Below are 18,948 nucleotides of genomic sequence, written 5' to 3'. Positions count from 1 at the left end.
CGCACCGCGCCAGCGTGACGTGCCGGAAGCCCCCAAGACCCCAGCCCCACGGCGCACGCGCGTGAGCACCTCGCTCCGCTCGACCCCGGGAGGCTCCCCAGCGCGGGCGAAGGCGACCGCGCTCCGCGTCGCCGAGCCCGACATGCCAGCGGCGCGCGTGTTCGGCACCCTGCGCGCGCACCACGTCACGCACATCGACAACTTCGACGGGATCGTGGCCGACCAGGCCATCTCGGCCGCCGACCGGGTCACCCCCTCGTACGACATCAGCTCGCCGGCCCTGCGTGAGCGTCGAGCGGCTGCCACGGCCCCGGACGGCACGTCGGTGTCCGGCCACGTGCCGTTCCTGCTCTCGCCCGACGGCGCCCGGTGGGACGAGGTCCGCCGTGGCGCGCACGACGAGTCGCAGTGGTCCGATGCCGCCCGCAGTGCCCGTGGGATCGACTACGTGGTCCTCGTCGTCCCGACGGCAGCCTTCGGGGCGTCCGTGATCCTCGCCGACACGGATGCCGACGCCGAGGACGCCCGCTTCGCCGTGGGACCCGAGGCTGCGGCGAACCTGCTGCGCCGGACGGACCTGACGGACCCGGAGATGCACGGTCTCGAGCTGCTCGCCGGGCCGAGCGTGCCGTTCTCCTCGGTCGCGGTCATCGGCGTCCCGAACGACCGCACGCGCCACGCGGTCAAGGACATCCTCTCCGAGCACGGCGGCCACGCGCCCCGCGTCGCGGTGTTCCCGCCGTGGTTCGTCCCGCCCGTCGTGCCCGACGAGGACTGACCGCCCGTTCCAGCGGCACCGCGCCCCCGTACCGACGTCGACCCGCCCCAGGGAACGACGGACCGTGCGGGGGCGCGGTCCGTCGCCACCGGCGACCGGCGGACGGGAGGCCCTGTTCGCCTCCGACGCGCCGGTGTCGCCCGGTGGACGCGAGCGGACCGTCGGAGCCGCCGCCGGGCTGGTCCGGGGGCGCTGCGGACGCACCGTGCGGGACGGGACCGGGTCGGGCCTCCAGGGCGGCACTTCCGCGGCGGGCCGCGAAAGCAGGGCCATCCCGACACGCCCGAACCGGCGCGACACGCCCGGGTTGCACGGATGGTGACCCTATGGGAGACTTGTCCGGTTCCGGAATTCCAGCGGGTTCGCGCCCGCAAGGATCACTGCTCTGGCAGTGCACAACCCCTCTGTCCAGCAGAGCTGGGTTGGGCCGCAGGCAGCAGAACAGTTCGAGTCCCATCACCGTGCCGGTCAGCCGGTGTGGCGGGAACGACACGTCCACGCGGGCCGTCGTGTGCACCACGGCATGACCGTCCGCGCGGTTGACAGGAGAACAGCGGTCATCCCCAGCGGATGCGTTGATCCACGTAAACAGCCAGGTCCGCACAGGGCGGAGCCAGGCGGTGTCAGGCGGCCTGAGGGTGCGCGGCGCAGAGAGGACAGAGAACACATGGCGGGACAGAAGATCCGCATCCGGCTCAAGTCGTACGACCACGAGGTCATCGACACGTCGGCCCGGAAGATCGTCGACACGGTGACCCGTGCCGGTGCGACCGTGGTCGGCCCGGTGCCGCTCCCCACCGAGAAGAACGTGATCGCAGTGATCCGTTCCCCTCACAAGTACAAGGACTCGCGCGAGCACTTCGAGAAGCGCACGCACAAGCGCGTCATCGACATCGTCGACCCGACGCCGAAGGCCGTCGACTCGCTCATGCGTCTCGACCTGCCGGCCGACGTCAACATCGAGATCAAGCTGTAAGGGGGCTGCACTGATGGCGAACACAACCAAGACCGTCAAGGGCCTCCTCGGCAAGAAGCTCGGGATGACCCAGGTGTGGGACGAGAACAACAAGTTCATCCCCGTCACCGTGATCGAGGTCGGCCCGAACGTGGTCACCCAGATCCGCAACGTCGAGCGCGACGGCTACGAGGCGATCCAGATCGCCGCTGGCCAGATCGACCCCCGCAAGGTGAACAAGCCGGCCGCTGGCCACTTCGAGGCCGCCGGGGTCACCCCGCGCCGCACCCTCACCGAGATCCGCACGTCGGACGCAGGCGAGTACACGCTGGGCCAGGAGCTCACCGTGGACGCCACGTTCGAGGCCGGCGCGAAGGTCGACGTCGTCGGCACGAGCAAGGGCAAGGGCTTCGCGGGTGTCATGAAGCGCCACGGCTTCCACGGCGTCGGCGCCTCGCACGGTGCGCACCGCAACCACCGCAAGCCCGGTTCGATCGGCGCCTCCTCGACCCCGTCGCGTGTCTTCAAGGGCATGCGCATGGCTGGTCGCATGGGTGGCGACCGCGTCACCGTCCTCAACCTCACGGTGCACGCCGTCGACGCCGAGAAGGGTCTGCTGCTCGTCAAGGGCGCCGTCCCCGGTGCTCGTGGCCGCTCCGTCTTCGTCCGCACCGCCGTGAAGGGTAAGTGATCATGGCCACCACGATCGACATCCTCGACGCCTCGGGTGCCGTCTCCGGCACCGTCGAGCTCCCCGCAGCTCTCTTCGACGTCGAGACCAACGTCCCGCTGATCCACCAGGTCGTCACCGCGCAGCGCGCAGCGTCGCGTCAGGGCACGCACAAGACCAAGAACCGCGGCGAAGTCCGCGGTGCCGGTCGCAAGCCGTTCAAGCAGAAGGGCACCGGCCGCGCCCGTCAGGGTTCGGTCCGCGCGCCGGAGCACACCGGTGGTGGCGTCGTCCACGGACCGACCCCGCGTGACTACTCGCAGCGCACCCCCAAGAAGATGATCGCCGCAGCGCTGCTCGGCTCGCTCTCGGACCGCGCCCGCGGTGGCCGCATCTCCGCTGTGGAGGGCTTCGTCGCGGCCGAGGTGCCGTCGACCAAGACCGCCCGCACGCTCCTCGAGAAGGTCGCGCCCGTCAAGAACGTGCTCGTCGTGCTCGAGTCGGACGACGAGCTGACGCTCAAGTCGATCCGCAACCTGCCGAACGTCCACGCCCTGTCGTACGGCCAGCTCAACGCCTACGACGTCCTGGTGTCGGACGCAATCGTCTTCAGCAAGAGCGCCCTCGACGCCTTCATCGCGTCGAAGACCGTGAAGGAGGTCACCGCATGAGCGGCTTCAACAAGGACCCGCGCGACATCATCATCTCGCCGGTCGTCTCGGAGAAGAGCTACGGCCTCATCGACCAGGGCAAGTACACGTTCATCGTGGACCCCCGTGCGAACAAGACCGAGATCAAGCTCGCGATCGAGAAGATCTTCAACGTCAAGGTCGCCGGCATCAACACGCTGAACCGTCCTGGCAAGACCCGCCGCACCAAGTTCGGTCTGGGCAAGCGCAAGGACACCAAGCGTGCCATCGTGACGCTCAAGTCCGGTTCGATCGACATCTTCACGGCTGTCGGCTGAGGACCAGAGGGATAAATCATGGCTATTCGTAACTACAAGCCGACGACCCCGGGTCGTCGTGGCTCCTCGGTCTCCGACTTCGCCGAGATCACCCGTTCGACCCCGGAGAAGTCCCTGCTTCGTCCGCTGCCGAAGACCGGTGGCCGCAACAGCTCGGGCCGGATCACCACCCGCCACATCGGTGGTGGCCACAAGCGCCAGTACCGCGTGATCGACTTCCGTCGTCACGACAAGGACGGCGTGGACGCCAAGGTCGCGCACATCGAGTACGACCCGAACCGCACGGCGCGCATCGCGCTCCTGCACTTCGTGGACGGCACCAAGCGCTACATCCTCGCTCCGAACAAGCTCAAGCAGGGCGACGTCATCGAGCAGGGCGCCGGCGCCGACATCAAGCCCGGCAACAACCTGCCGCTGCGCAACATCCCCGTGGGTACGGTCATCCACGCGATCGAGCTCCGCCCCGGTGGCGGCGCGAAGCTCGCGCGTTCGGCCGGTGCCTCGGTGCGACTCGTCGCCAAGGACGGTCCCTACGCGCAGCTCCGTCTGCCGTCGGGCGAGGTCCGCAACGTCGACGCCCGCTGCCGCGCCACGATCGGCGAGGTCGGCAACGCCGAGCAGTCGAACATCAACTGGGGCAAGGCCGGCCGCATGCGCTGGAAGGGCGTCCGCCCGACCGTCCGTGGTGTCGCGATGAACCCGGTCGACCACCCGCACGGTGGTGGTGAGGGCAAGACGTCCGGTGGCCGTCACCCGGTCAGCCCCTGGGGCCAGTCCGAGGGCCGCACGCGCAAGTCGAACAAGCCGAGCGACAAGCTCATCGTCCGTCGCCGTAACGCCGGCAAGAAGCGCAAGTAGGAGTTCAGAAGATGCCACGCAGTCTGAAGAAGGGCCCCTTCGTCGACGAGCACCTGCTCCGCAAGGTCGTCACGCAGAACGAGGCCAACACGAAGAACGTGATCCGTACGTGGTCGCGTCGTTCGATGATCGTCCCGAACATGCTCGGTCACACCATCGCGGTGCACGACGGGCGCAAGCACATCCCGGTGTTCGTCACCGAGTCGATGGTCGGTCACAAGCTCGGCGAGTTCGCGCCGACCCGTACCTTCCGCGGCCACGTGAAGGACGACAAGAAGGGCCGTCGCCGCTAGGGCGGCGACGCAGAGGAGGAACGAAATGGTGGAGTCGATCGCACGCGTGCGACACATCCGCGTCACGCCTCAGAAGGCCCGTCGCGTCATCGAGCTGATCCGCGGCAAGCAGGCCCACGAGGCGCTCGCCATCCTGAAGTTCGCCCCGCAGGGCGCTTCGGAGCCCGTGTACAAGCTGGTCGCCTCGGCGATCGCCAACGCACGTGTCAAGGCGGACTCGACGAACAGCTTCCTGGACGAGCGCGACCTCTACGTGAGCCGCGTCTTCGTCGACGAAGGAACGACCCTCAAGCGGTTCCAGCCGCGTGCCCAGGGCCGTGCCTTCCGGATCAACAAGCGCACCAGCCACATCACGGTGGTCCTCGCGACCCCTGACGAGGCCGAGGCCGCCGCGACGAGCAAGAAGGCGAGCAAGTAATGGGCCAGAAGGTCAACCCGTACGGCTTCCGTCTCGGGATCACGACGGACCACGTCTCGCACTGGTTCACCGACAGCACGAAGGTCGGCCAGCGCTACGCCGACTACGTCGCCGAGGACATCAAGGTGCGTCAGTACCTGAAGAAGACCCTCGACCGTGCCGGCGTCGCCCGCATCGAGCTCGAGCGCACCCGTGACCGTGTCCGCGTGGACATCCACACGGCGCGTCCGGGCATCGTCATCGGCCGCCGCGGCGCCGAGGCCGAGCGCATCCGCGGTGAGCTCGAGAAGCTCACCAAGAAGCAGATCCAGCTCAACATCCTCGAGGTCAAGAACCCCGAGACCGAGGCCCAGCTCGTCGCGCAGGGCATCGCCGAGCAGCTCTCCGCCCGTGTCGCGTTCCGTCGTGCCATGCGCAAGGGCCTGCAGGGTGCACAGCGCGCCGGTGCGAAGGGTGTCCGCATCCAGGTCGCCGGCCGTCTCGGCGGCGCCGAGATGTCGCGCTCGGAGTTCTACCGTGAAGGCCGTGTGCCGCTGCACACCCTCCGCGCGAACATCGACTACGGCTTCTACGAGGCGCGCACCACCTTCGGTCGCATCGGCGTGAAGGTCTGGATCTACAAGGGCGACATCACCAACAAGGAGCTCGCTCGCGAGCAGGCGAACCAGCGTTCGTCTCGCCCGGAGCGTCGCGGTGGCCCTCGTGGCGACCGCAACGACCGTGGTGACCGCGGTGACCGTCGCGGCGGCGACCGCGGCGGCCGCGAGCAGCAGGCCCCGCAGGACGCGCCGGCCGGCGCAGGAGTTGAGGCGTAACCATGCTTATCCCCCGTCGAGTCAAGCACCGCAAGCAGCACCACCCGAAGCGCTCGGGTCAGGCCACCGGTGGCACCAAGGTCTCCTTCGGTGACTACGGCATCCAGGCCCTGACCCCCGCCTACGTGACCAACCGTCAGATCGAGTCCGCTCGTATCGCCATGACGCGGCACATCAAGCGTGGCGGCAAGGTGTGGATCAACATCTACCCGGACCGTCCGCTCACCAAGAAGCCTGCTGAGACCCGCATGGGTTCCGGCAAGGGTTCGCCCGAGTGGTGGATTGCGAACGTCAAGCCGGGCCGTGTGCTCTTCGAGCTCTCCGGCGTGAGCGACGAGGTCGCTCGCGAGGCACTCACCCGTGCCATTCACAAGCTGCCCCTCAAGGCACGCATCATCAAGCGCGAGGAGGGCGACGCATAATGGCGATCGGTTCCAAGGAGCTCCGTCCGACGGAGCTCGACACGTTCGAGAACGAGCGTCTCGCTGACGAGCTGAAGAAGGCCAAGGAGGAACTCTTCAACCTCCGTTTCCAGTCGGCCACCGGCCAGCTGGAGAGCCACGGTCGACTTCGTGCCGTCAAGCGCGACATCGCCCGGATCTACACCGTCCTGCGTGAGCGCGAGCTCGGCATCCGTGCCACTCCTGCGCCCGTCGAGACCGCAACCAAGGCCAAGAAGTCGACGAAGAAGGCTGACAAGCCCGCCGCGTCGGCCGAGGCCGAGACCGCCGAGGAGAACTGATGGCGAACGAAGAGAAGGACTCCGCCGCCCTCACCCGCGGCTACCGCAAGACGCGCCGCGGTTACGTGACCAGCGACAAGATGGACAAGACCATCGTCGTCGAGGTCGAGGACCGCGTGAAGCACGCCCTCTACGGCAAGGTCATCCGCCGCACCTCCAAGGTGAAGGCGCACGACGAGGCCGGTTCGGCCGGCATCGGCGACCTCGTCGTGATCAGCGAGACCCGTCCCCTCAGCGCCTCCAAGCGCTGGCGCCTGGTCGAGATCCTCGAGAAGGCCAAGTAGGCCCCCGGGCCCGCTTGGGGAAATAGGAGACAGCAGTGATTCAGCAGGAATCCCGCCTGAAGATCGCCGACAACACGGGTGCCAAGGAGATCTTGACCATCCGCGTGCTCGGTGGTTCGGGTCGTCGCTACGCCGGACTCGGTGACGTCATCGTCGCCACCGTCAAGGACGCGATCCCCGGCGGCAACGTGAAGAAGGGTGACGTCGTCAAGGCGGTCATCGTTCGCACCAAGAAGGAGACCCGTCGCAACGACGGCTCCTACATCAAGTTCGACGAGAACGCGGCAGTGATCCTCAAGGCCGACGGCGACCCGCGCGGAACGCGCATCTTCGGGCCGGTCGGTCGTGAGCTTCGCGACAAGAAGTTCATGAAGATCATCTCGCTCGCGCCGGAGGTGCTGTAAGCCATGGCGAACATCAAGAAGGGTGACCTCGTCCAGGTCATCACGGGCGCGACGCAGGAGCGTGGCGGCGACCGTGGCAAGCAGGGCAAGGTCATCGAGGTCCTCAAGGACAAGAACCGTGTCGTCGTCGAGGGCGTGAACTTCGTCACGAAGCACGTCCGCGTCGGCCAGACGCAGCGTGGTTCGAAGACGGGTGGCATCGAGCAGCACGAGGCTTCGATCCACGTCTCGAACGTCGCGATCGTCGACCCCAAGACGAAGAAGCCGACGCGCGTCGGCTTCCGCACCGAAGAGGTGGAGAAGGACGGCGTCAAGAAGACCGTCCGCGTCCGCTACGCCAAGAAGTCTGGTGAGAAGCTCTGATGACTGACACGACTGCCGCGACGACTGAGGCTGAGTCGACGACCAAGCCCCAGCCGCGCCTCAAGCAGAAGTACAAGAACGAGATCAAGACGGCGCTGACCGAGCAGTTCGGGTACGGCAACGTCAACCAGGTCCCCGGCCTGGTCAAGGTCGTCGTGAACACCGGTGTCGGCGAGGCCGCTCGCGACTCGAAGATCATGGACGGGGCCATCAAGGACCTGACCGCGATCACGGGTCAGAAGCCCCAGGTCACGATGGCCCGCAAGTCCATCGCGCAGTTCAAGCTGCGCGAGGGACAGGCCATCGGCGCACACGTCACCCTGCGTGGCGACCGTGCGTGGGAGTTCCTGGACCGCCTGCTCTCGCTGGCGCTCCCCCGTATCCGCGACTTCCGTGGTCTCAGCGACCGCCAGTTCGACGGAAACGGCAACTACACCTTCGGTCTCACGGAGCAGAGCGTGTTCCACGAGATCGACCAGGACCGGATCGACCGTGTCCGCGGGTTCGACATCACTGTCGTGACCACCGCGAAGACGGACGACGAGGGGCGCGCACTGCTCAAGCAGCTGGGCTTCCCGTTCCGCTCGGGCGAGCAGACGGTCTAAGCTACATCGGGCGACGCGGGCCGGAGGATGCAAGTCCTCCGGCCCGCACGCACGAACACACAGACCTCGGGGATTCGCTCCGGGGTCACTCGATCGCTCAGGTCGGCATTCGTGGAACGGGTGTCGAAACCAGGCGGAGAACGGAATCACATCATGACGATGACCGATCCGGTCGCAGACATGCTGACCAGATTGCGGAACGCGAACTCGGCGCACCACGACGCCGTCTCGCTTCCGAGCTCCAAGCTCAAGACGACCATCGCCGACATCCTCAAGCGCGAGGGCTACATCAGCGAGTGGAAGGTGGAGGACGCCCGCGTGGGCAAGACCCTCACCATCGAGCTGAAGTACGGCCCCGAGCGTGAGCGTTCGATCGCCGGCATCAAGCGCGTCTCGAAGCCCGGCCTCCGGGTCTACGCGAAGTCGACGGAGATCCCCCAGGTCCTCGGTGGCCTCGGCGTGGCGATCCTCTCGACCTCCTCGGGTCTCCTGACCGACCGCGAAGCCGAGCAGAAGGGCGTGGGTGGGGAAGTCCTCGCCTACGTTTGGTGATCGAACATGTCTCGAATCGGACGTCTCCCCATTGACATCCCCGCTGGCGTGACCGTCTCTGTGGACGGCCAGAACGTCGCGGTCAAGGGCCCGAAGGGCGAGCTCGCGCTCGTCATCGCCGAGCCCATCCAGGCCAGCGTCGAGGAGAACCAGGTCCTCGTCACGCGTCCCGACGACGAGCGCACCTCGCGCTCGCTGCACGGCCTGACCCGTACCCTCATCGCGAACCAGATCATCGGCGTGACCCAGGGCTACTCCAAGGGCCTCGAGGTCGTCGGTACCGGGTACCGCGTCCAGGCGAAGGGCTCGAACCTCGAGTTCGCGCTCGGGTACTCCCACTCGATCACGGTCGAGCCGCCGGCGGGCATCAGCTTCGCCGTCGAGGGCAACAACCGGGTCACCGTCAACGGCATCGACAAGCAGGCCGTCGGCGAAGTGGCGGCCAACATCCGCAAGCTGCGGAAGCCCGAGCCCTACAAGGGCAAGGGTGTCCGTTACGCCGGCGAGAACGTGCGCCGCAAGGCCGGAAAGTCAGGTAAGTGATCATGGCCATCGGAACTCGTACCCGAGTCAAGAGCAAGGCGGCCGCCAAGGCCCGCCGCCACAACCGTCTCCGCAAGAAGATCACCGGCACCGAGGCTCGTCCGCGTCTCGCCGTCACCCGTTCGGCACGCCACGTGTTCGTCCAGGTCATCGACGACACCAAGGGTCACACCCTGGCCAGCGCGTCGACGATGGAGGCCGACCTCCGTGCGTTCGACGGCGACAAGACCGCCAAGGCACGTCGTGTCGGCGAGCTCCTCGCCGAGCGTGCGAAGACCGCCGGCATCGACGCCGTCGTGTTCGACCGCGGTGGTAGCAAGTACGCCGGTCGCGTCGCCGCGATCGCCGATGGTGCCCGTGAAGGAGGGCTGAACCTGTGAGCGACATCGCGAACAACAGCAACGCCGAGGAGACCCCGGCCGTCGAGGAGACGACCGAGGTCACCAGCGCTGCGACGACCGAGGCCACCAGCGCCGAGGCGACCGAGGCCACCAGCGCCGAGGAGACCCCCAGCACTGACGAGACCCCGAAGGCCGACGCCAAGGCGGAGGCTGCTGCCCCCGTCGCCGAGCGTCCGGTCGAGACCGCTGCGGGCTCCGCGTCGAACAACCGCGACTCCGCCGACAACCGTGGCCGTCGTGGTGGCGGTCGTGACCGTCAGCAGGGCCGCGACCGCGACAAGCGCGGTGGCGACAGCCAGTTCCTCGAGCGCGTCGTGACCATCAACCGCGTCTCCAAGGTCGTCAAGGGTGGTCGTCGCTTCAGCTTCACCGCGCTCGTCGTCGTCGGTGACGGCAACGGGCTCGTGGGCGTCGGCTACGGCAAGGCCAAGGAGGTCCCCACGGCGATCTCCAAGGGCGTCGAAGAGGCGAAGAAGAACTTCTTCCGCGTCCCGCGCGTCGGCAACACGATCCCGCACCCGGTGCAGGGCGAGGCCGCAGCCGGCGTCGTGCTCCTGCGTCCGGCGGCTGCCGGTACCGGTGTCATCGCCGGTGGTCCGGTCCGCGCCGTGCTCGAGTGCGCCGGCATCCACGACGTCCTGAGCAAGTCGCTCGGTTCGTCGAACACCATCAACATCGTGCACGCCACGGTCGAGGCCCTCAAGCAGCTCGAGGAGCCCCGCGCCGTCGCCGCACGTCGTGGCCTCGACGTGGACCACGTCGTGCCGGCTCGCCTCCTGAAGGCCGAGGCGGCAGCACGTGCCGCAGCGACCGAGAAGGCAGGTGCCTGATGGCCATGCTGAAGATCACGCAGACGAAGTCCGTCATCAGCGAGAAGCAGTACCAGCGCGACACGCTCCGCAGCCTGGGTCTCAAGCGCATCGGCCGTACGGTCCTGCGCGAGGACAACTCCCAGAACCGCGGGTACATCGCGACGGTGGCGCACCTCGTGAAGGTCGAGGAGGTCGACGCATGAGCGACGAGAAGAACGAGCGCGTCCAGATCCTGAAGGTGCACCACCTTCGTCCGGCCGCAGGCTCCAAGAAGGACCGCACCCGTGTGGGTCGCGGTGAGGGCTCGAAGGGCAAGACCGCGGGCCGCGGTACCAAGGGCACGAAGGCCCGTTACCAGGTCCGCGTCGGCTTCGAGGGTGGGCAGATGCCGCTGCACATGCGCACCCCGAAGCTCCGCGGGTTCAAGAACCCGTTCCGCGTCGAGTACCAGGTCGTGAACCTGGACAAGCTCGCGGAGCTCTACCCGAACGGTGGCGACGTCACCGTTGCTGACCTCGTCGCCAAGGGCGCGGTCCGCAAGAACGAGAAGGTCAAGGTTCTCGGTCAGGGTGACATCAACGTGAAGCTCACGATCACGGTCGACAAGGTCTCGGGCTCCGCCCAGGACAAGATCGTGGCTGCGGGCGGCACCGTCACCGAGTAGTCCCGTCGGCGGCCCGTGCATTGCGCACGGGCCGCCGTTACGGTTTCCTTGATGGAGGCCCGGATCGCCGTACCAGCGGACCCGGGCCACGCGGTCGGCGCTTCCGGCCACGGGCGGTTCCGCCCGGCACGATCGGCAAGACCGGTCCCCAGAAGTTCGGAGTTCTCGTGTTCAGAGCGGTCGCGCGCATCATGCGCACCCCCGATCTTCGGAAGAAGATCGGCTTCACCCTCGCGATCATCGCGCTGTTCCGCCTGGGGTCCTACATCCCGGCCCCGTACGTCGACTACACGGCGGTGCAGACCTGTCTGGCGAGCGCCTCGTCCTCCGGCGGGCTCTACGACCTGATCAACCTGTTCTCCGGCGGCGCGCTGCTGAAGCTCTCGGTGTTCGCGCTCGGGATCATGCCGTACATCACGTCGTCGATCATCGTGCAGCTGCTGCGCGTGGTGATCCCGCACTTCGACGCCCTCTACAAAGAAGGCCAGACCGGTCAGGCGAAGCTGACCCAGTACACGCGCTACCTCACCATCGCGCTCGGTGTGCTGCAGTCCACCACCCTGATCACCGTCGCGCGCTCCGGTCAGCTCTTCGGCACGAACGCCAGCGCCTCCTGCTCGTCGATCATCTCGAACGACAGCTGGTACGCGATCATGCTCATGGTCGTCACCCTGACCGCCGGTACCGGCCTCATCATGTGGATGGGTGAGCTCGTCACCGAGCGCGGCATCGGCAACGGCATGTCCCTGCTCATCTTCACGTCCATCGCAGCGCAGTTCCCCTCCGCGCTCTGGCAGATCGAGCAGTCGCAGTCCTTCGAGCTCTTCCTGTTCGTCATCCTGGTCGGCCTGGTCATCATGATGGCCGTCGTGTTCGTCGAGCAGTCGCAGCGGCGGATCCCCGTGCAGTACGCCAAGCGCATGGTGGGGCGTCGTACCTTCGGCGGCAACAACACGTACATCCCGATCAAGGTGAACATGGCCGGCGTCGTGCCCGTCATCTTCGCGTCGTCCCTGCTGTACCTGCCGGCCCTGGTCGCGCAGTTCAACCAGCCCTCCGACGGCTCCGCGCCGGCGGCGTGGGTGACCTGGATCCAGAGCAACCTGACCTCGGGCGACAACTGGTTCTACATGGTCCTGTACTTCCTGCTCATCGTCGGCTTCACGTACTTCTACGTCGCGATCACCTTCAACCCCGAAGAGGTCGCCGACAACATGAAGAAGTACGGCGGGTTCATCCCGGGCATCCGTGCCGGTCGCCCGACGGCCGAGTACCTCGACTACGTCCTGACTCGGGTGACGTTGCCCGGTTCGCTCTACCTCGGTCTCATCGCGCTCATCCCGCTGGCAGCACTGGCGCTGTTCGGCGCGAACCAGAACTTCCCGTTCGGTGGCGCGAGCATCCTCATCATCGTGGGTGTCGGTCTCGAGACCGTGAAGCAGATCGACTCGCAGCTGCAGCAACGTCACTACGAAGGGCTTCTCCGTTGAGCGCACGTCTCATCATCGTCGGACCTCCCGGAGCCGGGAAGGGCACGCAGGCCGGACGCATCGCCGAGTCCTTCGGCATCCCGGCGGTGTCGACGGGGGACATCTTCCGCAAGAACGTGTCGGAGGGCACCCCGCTCGGGGTCCAGGCAAAGGCGATCATGGACGCCGGGGACTACGTTCCGGACTCGCTGACGAACGAGCTCGTGAAGGCCCGCCTGAACGAGGCCGACGCCGAGAGCGGGTTCCTGCTCGACGGGTACCCGCGGACCGTCGGCCAGGTCGAGTACCTCGACGGGCTGCTGGCCGAGCAGGGGACCGGCATCGACGCGGTCATCCGACTCGTGGCAGACCAGGACGCCCTGGTGGGGCGCCTGCTCAAACGCGCCGAGCAGCAGGGCCGCAGTGACGACAACGAGGAGACGATCCGTCGTCGCCAGCACGTCTACGTCGAGCAGACCGCGCCGATCGTCGACGCCTACCAGCAGCGCGGTCTCGTGGTCGAGGTCGACGGTCTCGGCGGCATCGACCAGGTGGGCGACCGGATCCAGTCCGCGCTCGCGTCCCGCGGGCTGACCGCCGGCGTCTGACCCGCGTGGTCCGCTTCCGCAAGCCCTCGATCTACAAGACGCCGGACGAGCTCCGCGCGATGGTGCGGCCCGGTCTGCTGACCGAGGCCGCGCTCGTCGCGGTGCGCGCCGCGATCCGCCCGGGCATCACCACGGGCCAGCTCGACGCGATCGCCGAGCGCACCATCCGCGACGGCGGCGGTGTCCCGAACTTCCAGCTCGTGCCCGGCTACCGGCACACCCTGTGCGTGTCGGTCAACGACGAGATCGTTCACGGGATCCCCGGTGAACGGGCACTGCAGCCGGGGGACCTGGTGTCGGTGGACGCCGGCGCCGAGGTCGACGGCTGGAACGGCGACAGCGCGTTCAGCATGGTCGTCCCCGGCGGCGACGCCCCGGTGACGGCCGCGCGGCAGCGTCTCACAGACGTCACCGAGCGGTCCCTGTGGCACGGCATCGCCGCGCTCTCCCGCGCCGCGAACCTCAACGAGGTCGGGGACGCGGTCGAGGACGCCGTCGACGAGACCGGGACCTGGGGCATCGTCGAGGACTTCACCGGGCACGGCATCGGACGGTCGATGCACGAGGACCCGCCCGTCTTCAACTACCGCATCCGTGGCGCTGGTCCGTCGGTGCGGCCCGGGTTGGTCGTCGCGATCGAGCCGATGGTGACCGCGGGGTCGATCGACAGCTCGACGGACGACGACGACTGGACCGTCCGGACCCTGGACGGGTCCGACGCCGCCCACTGGGAGCACAGCGTCGCCGTGCACGCCGGGGGCGTCTGGGTCCTCACGGCCAGCGACGGCGGCGCGTCCGGCCTGGCCCCGCTGGGTGTGACGCCGGTCCCGATCCCGTAGGTCGGGCCTCCCGTCCGGATCGTCGGCGACAGCCGGCTTGGAGGCCCGCAACGGGCCCGCCCCGTCGGTGTCAGTTGCCGACGGAGCAGGTCTCCTCGGCCGCGCTCTGCCCGGTGATCGTCGACGGCAGCGCCGTGGCCGACGCCGACGGTGCCGCTGCGGCCGGCGAGGACGCCGCGGCCGAGGGCGTGTCGCTCGGTGCGCTCGGTGCCGCGCTGTCGCCGGTGCCGCTCGCGGTGCCGGCTTCTTCGGACGCGCGCCCGGTCGACGAGTCGCCGAGCGTCGTCCTCTGGTCGGTCTGCAGGGCCAGGTTCAGCGCATGAGCGGCGTCCTGCGAGACGAGCACGTGGGCGGGGTCGTCCGGGTCGTCGATCACCGGGTACTGCACGAACAGCATGTTCGACGTGTTCATGCCGCGCAGTGCCGACGCCAGCCCGACGAGGGTGCGGGTCTGGGCGAGACCGTCGGAGAGCGTCATGTTGGAGAGCGCGGCGCCGGCGAGCTTGTACAGCGTGACGGGGTTGGAGAGCGTGCCGTCCGACGTGACCTTGCGGAGCAGGGCGGAGAGGAACACCTGCTGGGAGCTGATGCGGGCGAGGTCGCTGCCGTCCCCGACGCCGTGCCGGCTGCGCAGGAAGGCCAGTGCGTCCTGACCGGCCAGCGTGTGCTGCCCGGCAGCGAGCTGCAGGCCCGTGTAGGAGTCGTTGATCGGCTTCGCGACGCAGACGTCGACCCCGCCGACCGCGTTCGACATCTCGATCACGCCGTTGAAGGTGATGAGTCCCGCGTAGGGGATGGTGAGCCCGGTCAGGTTCTCGACGGTGTCGACGACGCAGGACACACCGCCGTGCCCGAGCGACTCGTTGATGAGCTGCGAGCTGACCGCGGGGTAGGTGGTCCCGGTCTGCGGGTTCGTGCACGCCGGGATCGGCACCTTCAGGTCACGCGGGAAGCTCACCGCCGTCAGCTGCTGGTGGTCCTGGGAGACGTGCACCAGGATCGTGACGTCGTTGCGAGCGCCCTCGACGTCCTCGTCGGAGTCGAACTGGCCGACGCGGGTGTCACTGCCGATGAGCAGGATGTTGGCGCCGCCCTTGATCGCCGTGATGTCAGCGGTCTTCGCGGTGCTCTGGTCGTCCTTGCTCAACTGCACGGTGTGCGGGGCCGTCGCGAGCTGGGCGCCCGCGATGGCGGCGACGCTGGTGCCGCTGACGAGCACGACCGCGAGGGCCGAGGCGACGACCGACACCAGGGTCGTCCAGCCGCGACGGCGCGCGAGACGTCCGTGACGGGCGATCGTCCGCGGTGGGCGGGTGGCTGGCACAGGGTCTCCGTTCGGCAGGATGCGTTGCCACCGTAGGGCCGGCGACCGCTCCGTCCCCCGGAGCACGCCGTGGAACCACTGTGGAACGCTGGAGGCCCCTTCAGGAACACCCCAGCTCTGGGGGCGCCGCGCGTGCACTTGGCAAACGGGCGGCTGTCCCATAAGATCGATCTTTGGTGTGCCATGCCCTGACGGGTGTGGCGCCCGACCCGCAGACCGGCTCGGGGATCACACCGGTAATCTAATCAAGCGACAGTGAGGCTATGGCCAAGAAAGACGGCGTCATCGAGATCGAAGGCTCGGTGCTCGAAGCTCTGCCCAACGCGATGTTCCGCGTTGAGCTGACCAATGGGCACAAGGTCCTCGCGCACATCTCCGGGAAGATGCGCCAGCACTACATCCGCATCCTCCCCGAGGACCGCGTGATCGTGGAGCTGAGCCCGTACGACCTGACCCGCGGCCGGATCGTCTACCGCTACAAGTGATCCGCGAGCTGGAAAGGAACGACTCGGCGAACCCGCCGAGCACGAAGCCAGCGAGCACGAGGAATCAGCAATGAAGGTCAACCCCAGCGTCAAGCCCATCTGCGAGCACTGCCGAGTCATTCGCCGCAAGGGCCGCGTCATGGTGATCTGCAAGAGCAACCCGCGTCACAAGCAGCGCCAGGGCTAGTCCTGCACTGCCTGACCGGATCGTCCTCAGGACGGCCTGCGCAGGAGCACAACTCAACATCGAACACGCAGTACCAGAACCCTCGTCCGGCCCAGTGCCGGACGGCGGGGGACACCTCGGGGCGGAGGCCCGAGCACCGGTACTGCGCCACACCTCCATCGACAACAGGAGCAGCCATCACATGGCACGTCTAGCAGGCGTCGACATCCCGCGCGAGAAGCGCGTGGAGATCGCACTCACGTACATCTACGGCGTCGGCCGCACCCGCGCGGTCAAGACGCTCGCGGACACCGGTATCTCCGGTGACATCCGCGTCAAGGACCTCACCGACGACCAGCTGGTCGCCCTCCGTGACCACATCGAGGGCAACTACAAGGTCGAGGGTGATCTCCGTCGCGAGGTCGCAGCCGACATCCGCCGCAAGGTCGAGATCGGCAGCTACGAGGGGCTTCGTCACCGTCGCGGTCTCCCGGTGCGCGGTCAGCGCACGAAGACCAACGCGCGTACCCGCAAGGGACCGAAGCGCACCGTGGCAGGCAAGAAGAAGGCCCGATAGGAGATCATCATGGCTACCCCCAAGACTGCCGCGCGCAAGCCGCGCCGCAAGGAGAAGAAGAACGTCGCCGTGGGCCAGGCCCACATCAAGAGCACGTTCAACAACACGATCGTCAGCATCACCGACCCGTCGGGTGCCGTCCTCAGCTGGGCGTCCTCGGGTGCCGTCGGCTTCAAGGGCTCGCGCAAGTCGACGCCGTTCGCGGCGCAGCTCGCCGCCGAGTCCGCTGCGCGTCAGGCGCAGGAGCACGGCGTCAAGAAGGTCGACGTCTTCGTGAAGGGCCCGGGTTCGGGTCGCGAGACCGCGATCCGTTCCCTGCAGGCCGCTGGCCTCGAGGTCGGTTCGATCAACGACGTCACGCCGCAGGCGCACAACGGGTGCCGCCCGCCCAAGCGCCGCCGCGTCTGACGCGAGGAGCAACCGGCCGTTCCCCGCTCGTCCCCTGACCGGATGAGGCGTTCCCTCCAGCGGAGCGGGACGTCTCCCCGCAGGAGCGAGCGGGGGCGGCCATTCCTGGTCGTTCGATCGCGTACGTCAGTACGCGTGATCACAACTCAACAGACCCGTCGGGGCCCGGTCGGCCCCGTCGTACCGCCAAGTGTCATATAGCGGACACTTCGCCGAAAGGAATCCCACAGTGCTCATTGCACAGCGCCCCACCCTGACCGAGGAGTCGATCTCCGAGCACCGCTCGCGCTTCGTCATCGAGCCGCTCGAGCCTGGCTTCGGCTACACCCTCGGCAACTCGCTGCGCCGCACGCTCCTCTCCTCGATCCCCGGCGCGGCTGTCACCAGCATCCGCATCGACGGCGTCCTCCACGAGTTCAGCACCGTCCCCGGTGTCAAGGAAGACGTCACCGAGATCATCCTCAACATCAAGAGCCTGGTCGTCTCCAGCGAGCACGACGAGCCGATCACCGCGTACCTGCGCAAGCAGGGTGCCGGACAGGTCACCGCGGCGGACATCTCCGCCCCGGCCGGTGTCGAGATCCACAACCCGGACCTCGTCATCGCGACCCTGAACGACACCGCGCGCTTCGAGCTCGAGCTGACCATCGAGCGTGGCCGCGGCTACGTCTCGGCGACGCAGAACCGCTCGGAGTTCAGCGAGGCCGGTCAGATCCCGATCGACTCGATCTACTCCCCGGTCCTCAAGGTCACCTACCGCGTCGAGGCGACGCGTGCCGGTGAGCGCACGGACTTCGACCGCCTGGTCGTCGACGTCGAGTCGAAGCCGGCCATCACGCCGCGCGACGCCATCGCGTCGGCCGGTCGCACGCTCGTCGAGCTGTTCGGGCTCGCCCGCGAGCTCAACACGGCCGCCGAGGGCATCGAGATCGGCCCCGCGCCGGTCGACGCCGTGCTCTCGAACGAACTGCAGACCCCGATCGAGGACCTCGACCTGTCGGTCCGCAGCTACAACTGCCTGAAGCGGGAGGGCATCAACACGGTGTCCGAGCTCGTCGCCCTGTCGGAGACGCAGCTCATGAACATCCGCAACTTCGGTCAGAAGTCGGTGGACGAGGTCAAGGACAAGCTCACCGAGCTCGGCCTGTCCCTCAAGGACACCGTCCCCGGATTCGACGGCGCCCACTTCTACAGCGGGTACGACGAGGACGAGTCCAGCAACTGACCTCGCGCTGATGCGCACGCGCGTCGTCACGGCGCGCACCACTCTTTCACCACTGGAGAACTGACATGCCGAAGCCCACCAAGGGCCCCCGCCTCGGTGGCGGTCCCGCCCACGAGCGCCTGCTCCTGAGCAACCTCGCCAACGCCCTGTTCACGCACGGCCGCATCACCACCACCGAGACCAAGGCCAAGCGCCTGCGTCCGGTCGCCGAGCGTCTCATCACGTTCGCGAAGCGTGGCGACCTGCACGCTCGTCGTCGGGTCATCGCGGCCCTGCGTGACAAGACCGTCGTGCACACGCTGTTCACGGAGATCGCGCCCCAGGTGGCCGAGCGCCAGGGCGGCTACACCCGCATCACGAAGCTCGGTTTCCGCAAGGGCGACAACGCGCCCCTCGCGTCGATCGAGCTCGTCCTCGAGCCCGTCTCGAGCACGCCGGCACCGGTGACGCGCAACGCTGCTCCGGCCGCCGCTGCGCCCGCCACGGAGCCGACCGCGGACGAGACCGACGCCGAGACCACCGAGGAGGCCCCGGTCGAGTCGACCGAGACCACCGAGGAGTCCGCTCCCGTCGAGTCCGAGTCCGAGACCCCGGCTGCCGCCGAGGTCGAGGCCGACGCCGCCGAGAAGGCCGACGACGCCAAGTAGTCGCACCTGCACCACCGGAACGACCCCCGCAGCGCACGCTGCGGGGGTCGTTCCGCGTCCGGGGAGCACCGCGCTT

At 67.9% G+C, this 18,948-nt stretch carries 31 protein-coding genes; 30 read left to right on the top strand and 1 reads right to left on the bottom strand.

Annotation, left to right across the window (positions count from 1 at the left end):
• Window positions 1-61: 61 nt before the first annotated feature.
• The 24 genes from DEJ13_RS16415 to map all read left to right on the top strand — a co-directional run bounded on the left by DEJ13_RS16415 (window position 62) and on the right by map (window position 14,040).
• Window positions 62-778, top strand: coding sequence for a DarT ssDNA thymidine ADP-ribosyltransferase family protein (locus DEJ13_RS16415; protein ID WP_056121408.1), 717 nt, complete (start codon window positions 62-64; stop codon window positions 776-778).
• Between the two features lie 667 nt (window positions 779-1,445).
• Entirely contained in the window at window positions 1,446-1,754 is a 309-nt protein-coding gene (gene rpsJ, locus DEJ13_RS16410; RefSeq protein WP_017885534.1) for a 30S ribosomal protein S10, read from the top strand.
• A gap of 13 nt (window positions 1,755-1,767) precedes the next feature.
• Entirely contained in the window at window positions 1,768-2,424 is a 657-nt protein-coding gene (rplC, locus tag DEJ13_RS16405; RefSeq protein WP_056121411.1) for a 50S ribosomal protein L3, read from the top strand.
• A gap of 2 nt (window positions 2,425-2,426) precedes the next feature.
• Window positions 2,427-3,074 carry a 50S ribosomal protein L4 gene (gene rplD / locus DEJ13_RS16400; RefSeq protein ID WP_056121413.1) on the top strand — a complete coding sequence of 216 codons (648 nt, stop codon included), beginning with the start codon at window positions 2,427-2,429 and terminating at the stop codon, window positions 3,072-3,074.
• Entirely contained in the window at window positions 3,071-3,370 is a 300-nt protein-coding gene (rplW, locus tag DEJ13_RS16395) for a 50S ribosomal protein L23 (protein ID WP_056121415.1), read from the top strand. Before rplD ends, rplW begins: the two co-directional genes overlap by 4 nt.
• An 18-nt stretch (window positions 3,371-3,388) precedes the next feature.
• Window positions 3,389-4,228 (top strand): 50S ribosomal protein L2, encoded by an 840-nt coding sequence (gene rplB, locus DEJ13_RS16390; RefSeq protein WP_056121417.1) that lies wholly within the window; start codon window positions 3,389-3,391, stop codon window positions 4,226-4,228.
• Window positions 4,229-4,239: 11 nt separating this feature from the next.
• Window positions 4,240-4,521, top strand: coding sequence for a 30S ribosomal protein S19 (gene rpsS / locus DEJ13_RS16385; protein WP_017885529.1), 282 nt, complete (start codon window positions 4,240-4,242; stop codon window positions 4,519-4,521).
• 25 nt (window positions 4,522-4,546) lie between these two features.
• Window positions 4,547-4,939 (top strand): 50S ribosomal protein L22, encoded by a 393-nt coding sequence (rplV, locus tag DEJ13_RS16380; protein WP_056121420.1) that lies wholly within the window; start codon window positions 4,547-4,549, stop codon window positions 4,937-4,939.
• Complete coding sequence (rpsC, locus tag DEJ13_RS16375) at window positions 4,939-5,754, top strand: 30S ribosomal protein S3 (protein WP_056121423.1); 816 nt, start codon at window positions 4,939-4,941, stop codon at window positions 5,752-5,754. Before rplV ends, rpsC begins: the two co-directional genes overlap by 1 nt.
• A 2-nt stretch (window positions 5,755-5,756) precedes the next feature.
• Window positions 5,757-6,176, top strand: a complete 420-nt coding sequence (rplP, locus tag DEJ13_RS16370; protein ID WP_056121425.1) for a 50S ribosomal protein L16 — start codon at window positions 5,757-5,759, stop codon at window positions 6,174-6,176.
• A complete protein-coding gene (gene rpmC, locus DEJ13_RS16365) occupies window positions 6,176-6,496 on the top strand; it encodes a 50S ribosomal protein L29 (protein ID WP_056121427.1) in 321 nt (106 codons plus the stop codon). The genes rplP and rpmC overlap by 1 nt, the downstream gene beginning before the upstream one ends.
• On the top strand, window positions 6,496-6,780 hold the full coding sequence (gene rpsQ, locus DEJ13_RS16360) for a 30S ribosomal protein S17 (RefSeq protein WP_056121429.1): 285 nt from the start codon (window positions 6,496-6,498) through the stop codon (window positions 6,778-6,780). The genes rpmC and rpsQ overlap by 1 nt, the downstream gene beginning before the upstream one ends.
• Before the next feature lie 35 nt (window positions 6,781-6,815).
• Window positions 6,816-7,184, top strand: coding sequence for a 50S ribosomal protein L14 (rplN, locus tag DEJ13_RS16355; protein ID WP_056121432.1), 369 nt, complete (start codon window positions 6,816-6,818; stop codon window positions 7,182-7,184).
• Window positions 7,185-7,187: 3 nt separating this feature from the next.
• Complete coding sequence (gene rplX / locus DEJ13_RS16350; RefSeq protein ID WP_056121433.1) at window positions 7,188-7,547, top strand: 50S ribosomal protein L24; 360 nt, start codon at window positions 7,188-7,190, stop codon at window positions 7,545-7,547.
• A complete protein-coding gene (rplE, locus tag DEJ13_RS16345) occupies window positions 7,547-8,152 on the top strand; it encodes a 50S ribosomal protein L5 (protein ID WP_056121438.1) in 606 nt (201 codons plus the stop codon). Before rplX ends, rplE begins: the two co-directional genes overlap by 1 nt.
• 153 nt (window positions 8,153-8,305) lie before the next feature.
• Window positions 8,306-8,704, top strand: coding sequence for a 30S ribosomal protein S8 (rpsH, locus tag DEJ13_RS16340; RefSeq protein WP_071276748.1), 399 nt, complete (start codon window positions 8,306-8,308; stop codon window positions 8,702-8,704).
• A gap of 6 nt (window positions 8,705-8,710) precedes the next feature.
• The gene (rplF, locus tag DEJ13_RS16335) at window positions 8,711-9,247 is read left to right on the top strand and encodes a 50S ribosomal protein L6 (RefSeq protein WP_056121442.1); all 537 of its coding nucleotides are present in this window, start codon (window positions 8,711-8,713) and stop codon (window positions 9,245-9,247) included.
• A 2-nt stretch (window positions 9,248-9,249) separates the two neighbouring features.
• Entirely contained in the window at window positions 9,250-9,627 is a 378-nt protein-coding gene (gene rplR / locus DEJ13_RS16330; RefSeq protein WP_111105946.1) for a 50S ribosomal protein L18, read from the top strand.
• The gene (rpsE, locus tag DEJ13_RS16325) at window positions 9,624-10,478 is read left to right on the top strand and encodes a 30S ribosomal protein S5 (protein ID WP_111105945.1); all 855 of its coding nucleotides are present in this window, start codon (window positions 9,624-9,626) and stop codon (window positions 10,476-10,478) included. Before rplR ends, rpsE begins: the two co-directional genes overlap by 4 nt.
• A complete protein-coding gene (rpmD, locus tag DEJ13_RS16320; RefSeq protein WP_082517835.1) occupies window positions 10,478-10,663 on the top strand; it encodes a 50S ribosomal protein L30 in 186 nt (61 codons plus the stop codon). The genes rpsE and rpmD overlap by 1 nt, the downstream gene beginning before the upstream one ends.
• On the top strand, window positions 10,660-11,124 hold the full coding sequence (gene rplO, locus DEJ13_RS16315) for a 50S ribosomal protein L15 (protein WP_056121445.1): 465 nt from the start codon (window positions 10,660-10,662) through the stop codon (window positions 11,122-11,124). The genes rpmD and rplO overlap by 4 nt, the downstream gene beginning before the upstream one ends.
• Window positions 11,125-11,291: 167 nt before the next feature.
• A complete protein-coding gene (secY, locus tag DEJ13_RS16310) occupies window positions 11,292-12,614 on the top strand; it encodes a preprotein translocase subunit SecY (protein ID WP_056121446.1) in 1,323 nt (440 codons plus the stop codon).
• Window positions 12,611-13,201, top strand: a complete 591-nt coding sequence (locus DEJ13_RS16305; protein WP_111105944.1) for an adenylate kinase — start codon at window positions 12,611-12,613, stop codon at window positions 13,199-13,201. The genes secY and DEJ13_RS16305 overlap by 4 nt, the downstream gene beginning before the upstream one ends.
• A 5-nt stretch (window positions 13,202-13,206) precedes the next feature.
• Window positions 13,207-14,040 carry a type I methionyl aminopeptidase gene (gene map / locus DEJ13_RS16300; RefSeq protein WP_111105943.1) on the top strand — a complete coding sequence of 278 codons (834 nt, stop codon included), beginning with the start codon at window positions 13,207-13,209 and terminating at the stop codon, window positions 14,038-14,040.
• 70 nt (window positions 14,041-14,110) lie between these two features.
• Here map and DEJ13_RS16295 read toward each other — a convergent pair whose 3' ends face one another.
• Window positions 14,111-15,364 (bottom strand): LCP family protein, encoded by a 1,254-nt coding sequence (locus DEJ13_RS16295; RefSeq protein WP_258374012.1) that lies wholly within the window; start codon window positions 15,362-15,364, stop codon window positions 14,111-14,113.
• Between the two features lie 263 nt (window positions 15,365-15,627).
• On the opposite strand from DEJ13_RS16295, the gene infA reads away from it, so the two are divergent.
• From infA to rplQ, 6 genes are all read left to right on the top strand, one after another.
• Complete coding sequence (gene infA, locus DEJ13_RS16290) at window positions 15,628-15,849, top strand: translation initiation factor IF-1 (protein ID WP_017885509.1); 222 nt, start codon at window positions 15,628-15,630, stop codon at window positions 15,847-15,849.
• A gap of 70 nt (window positions 15,850-15,919) precedes the next feature.
• Window positions 15,920-16,036 carry a 50S ribosomal protein L36 gene (rpmJ, locus tag DEJ13_RS16285; protein ID WP_022903266.1) on the top strand — a complete coding sequence of 39 codons (117 nt, stop codon included), beginning with the start codon at window positions 15,920-15,922 and terminating at the stop codon, window positions 16,034-16,036.
• A 181-nt stretch (window positions 16,037-16,217) separates the two neighbouring features.
• Window positions 16,218-16,592 carry a 30S ribosomal protein S13 gene (rpsM, locus tag DEJ13_RS16280; RefSeq protein WP_056121451.1) on the top strand — a complete coding sequence of 125 codons (375 nt, stop codon included), beginning with the start codon at window positions 16,218-16,220 and terminating at the stop codon, window positions 16,590-16,592.
• A gap of 9 nt (window positions 16,593-16,601) precedes the next feature.
• On the top strand, window positions 16,602-17,000 hold the full coding sequence (gene rpsK / locus DEJ13_RS16275; protein WP_017885507.1) for a 30S ribosomal protein S11: 399 nt from the start codon (window positions 16,602-16,604) through the stop codon (window positions 16,998-17,000).
• Between the two features lie 229 nt (window positions 17,001-17,229).
• The gene (locus tag DEJ13_RS16270; RefSeq protein ID WP_056121453.1) at window positions 17,230-18,225 is read left to right on the top strand and encodes a DNA-directed RNA polymerase subunit alpha; all 996 of its coding nucleotides are present in this window, start codon (window positions 17,230-17,232) and stop codon (window positions 18,223-18,225) included.
• Window positions 18,226-18,290: 65 nt separating this feature from the next.
• Window positions 18,291-18,872 (top strand): 50S ribosomal protein L17, encoded by a 582-nt coding sequence (rplQ, locus tag DEJ13_RS16265; protein WP_056121455.1) that lies wholly within the window; start codon window positions 18,291-18,293, stop codon window positions 18,870-18,872.
• Window positions 18,873-18,948 lie beyond the last annotated feature (76 nt).

Source organism: Curtobacterium sp. MCLR17_007, from assembly GCF_003234655.2.
Taxonomy (GTDB): Bacteria; Actinomycetota; Actinomycetes; order Actinomycetales; family Microbacteriaceae; genus Curtobacterium.
The sequence above is the reverse complement of the archived record's forward strand: the minus strand, read 5'-3'. Positions and strand labels throughout refer to the sequence as shown.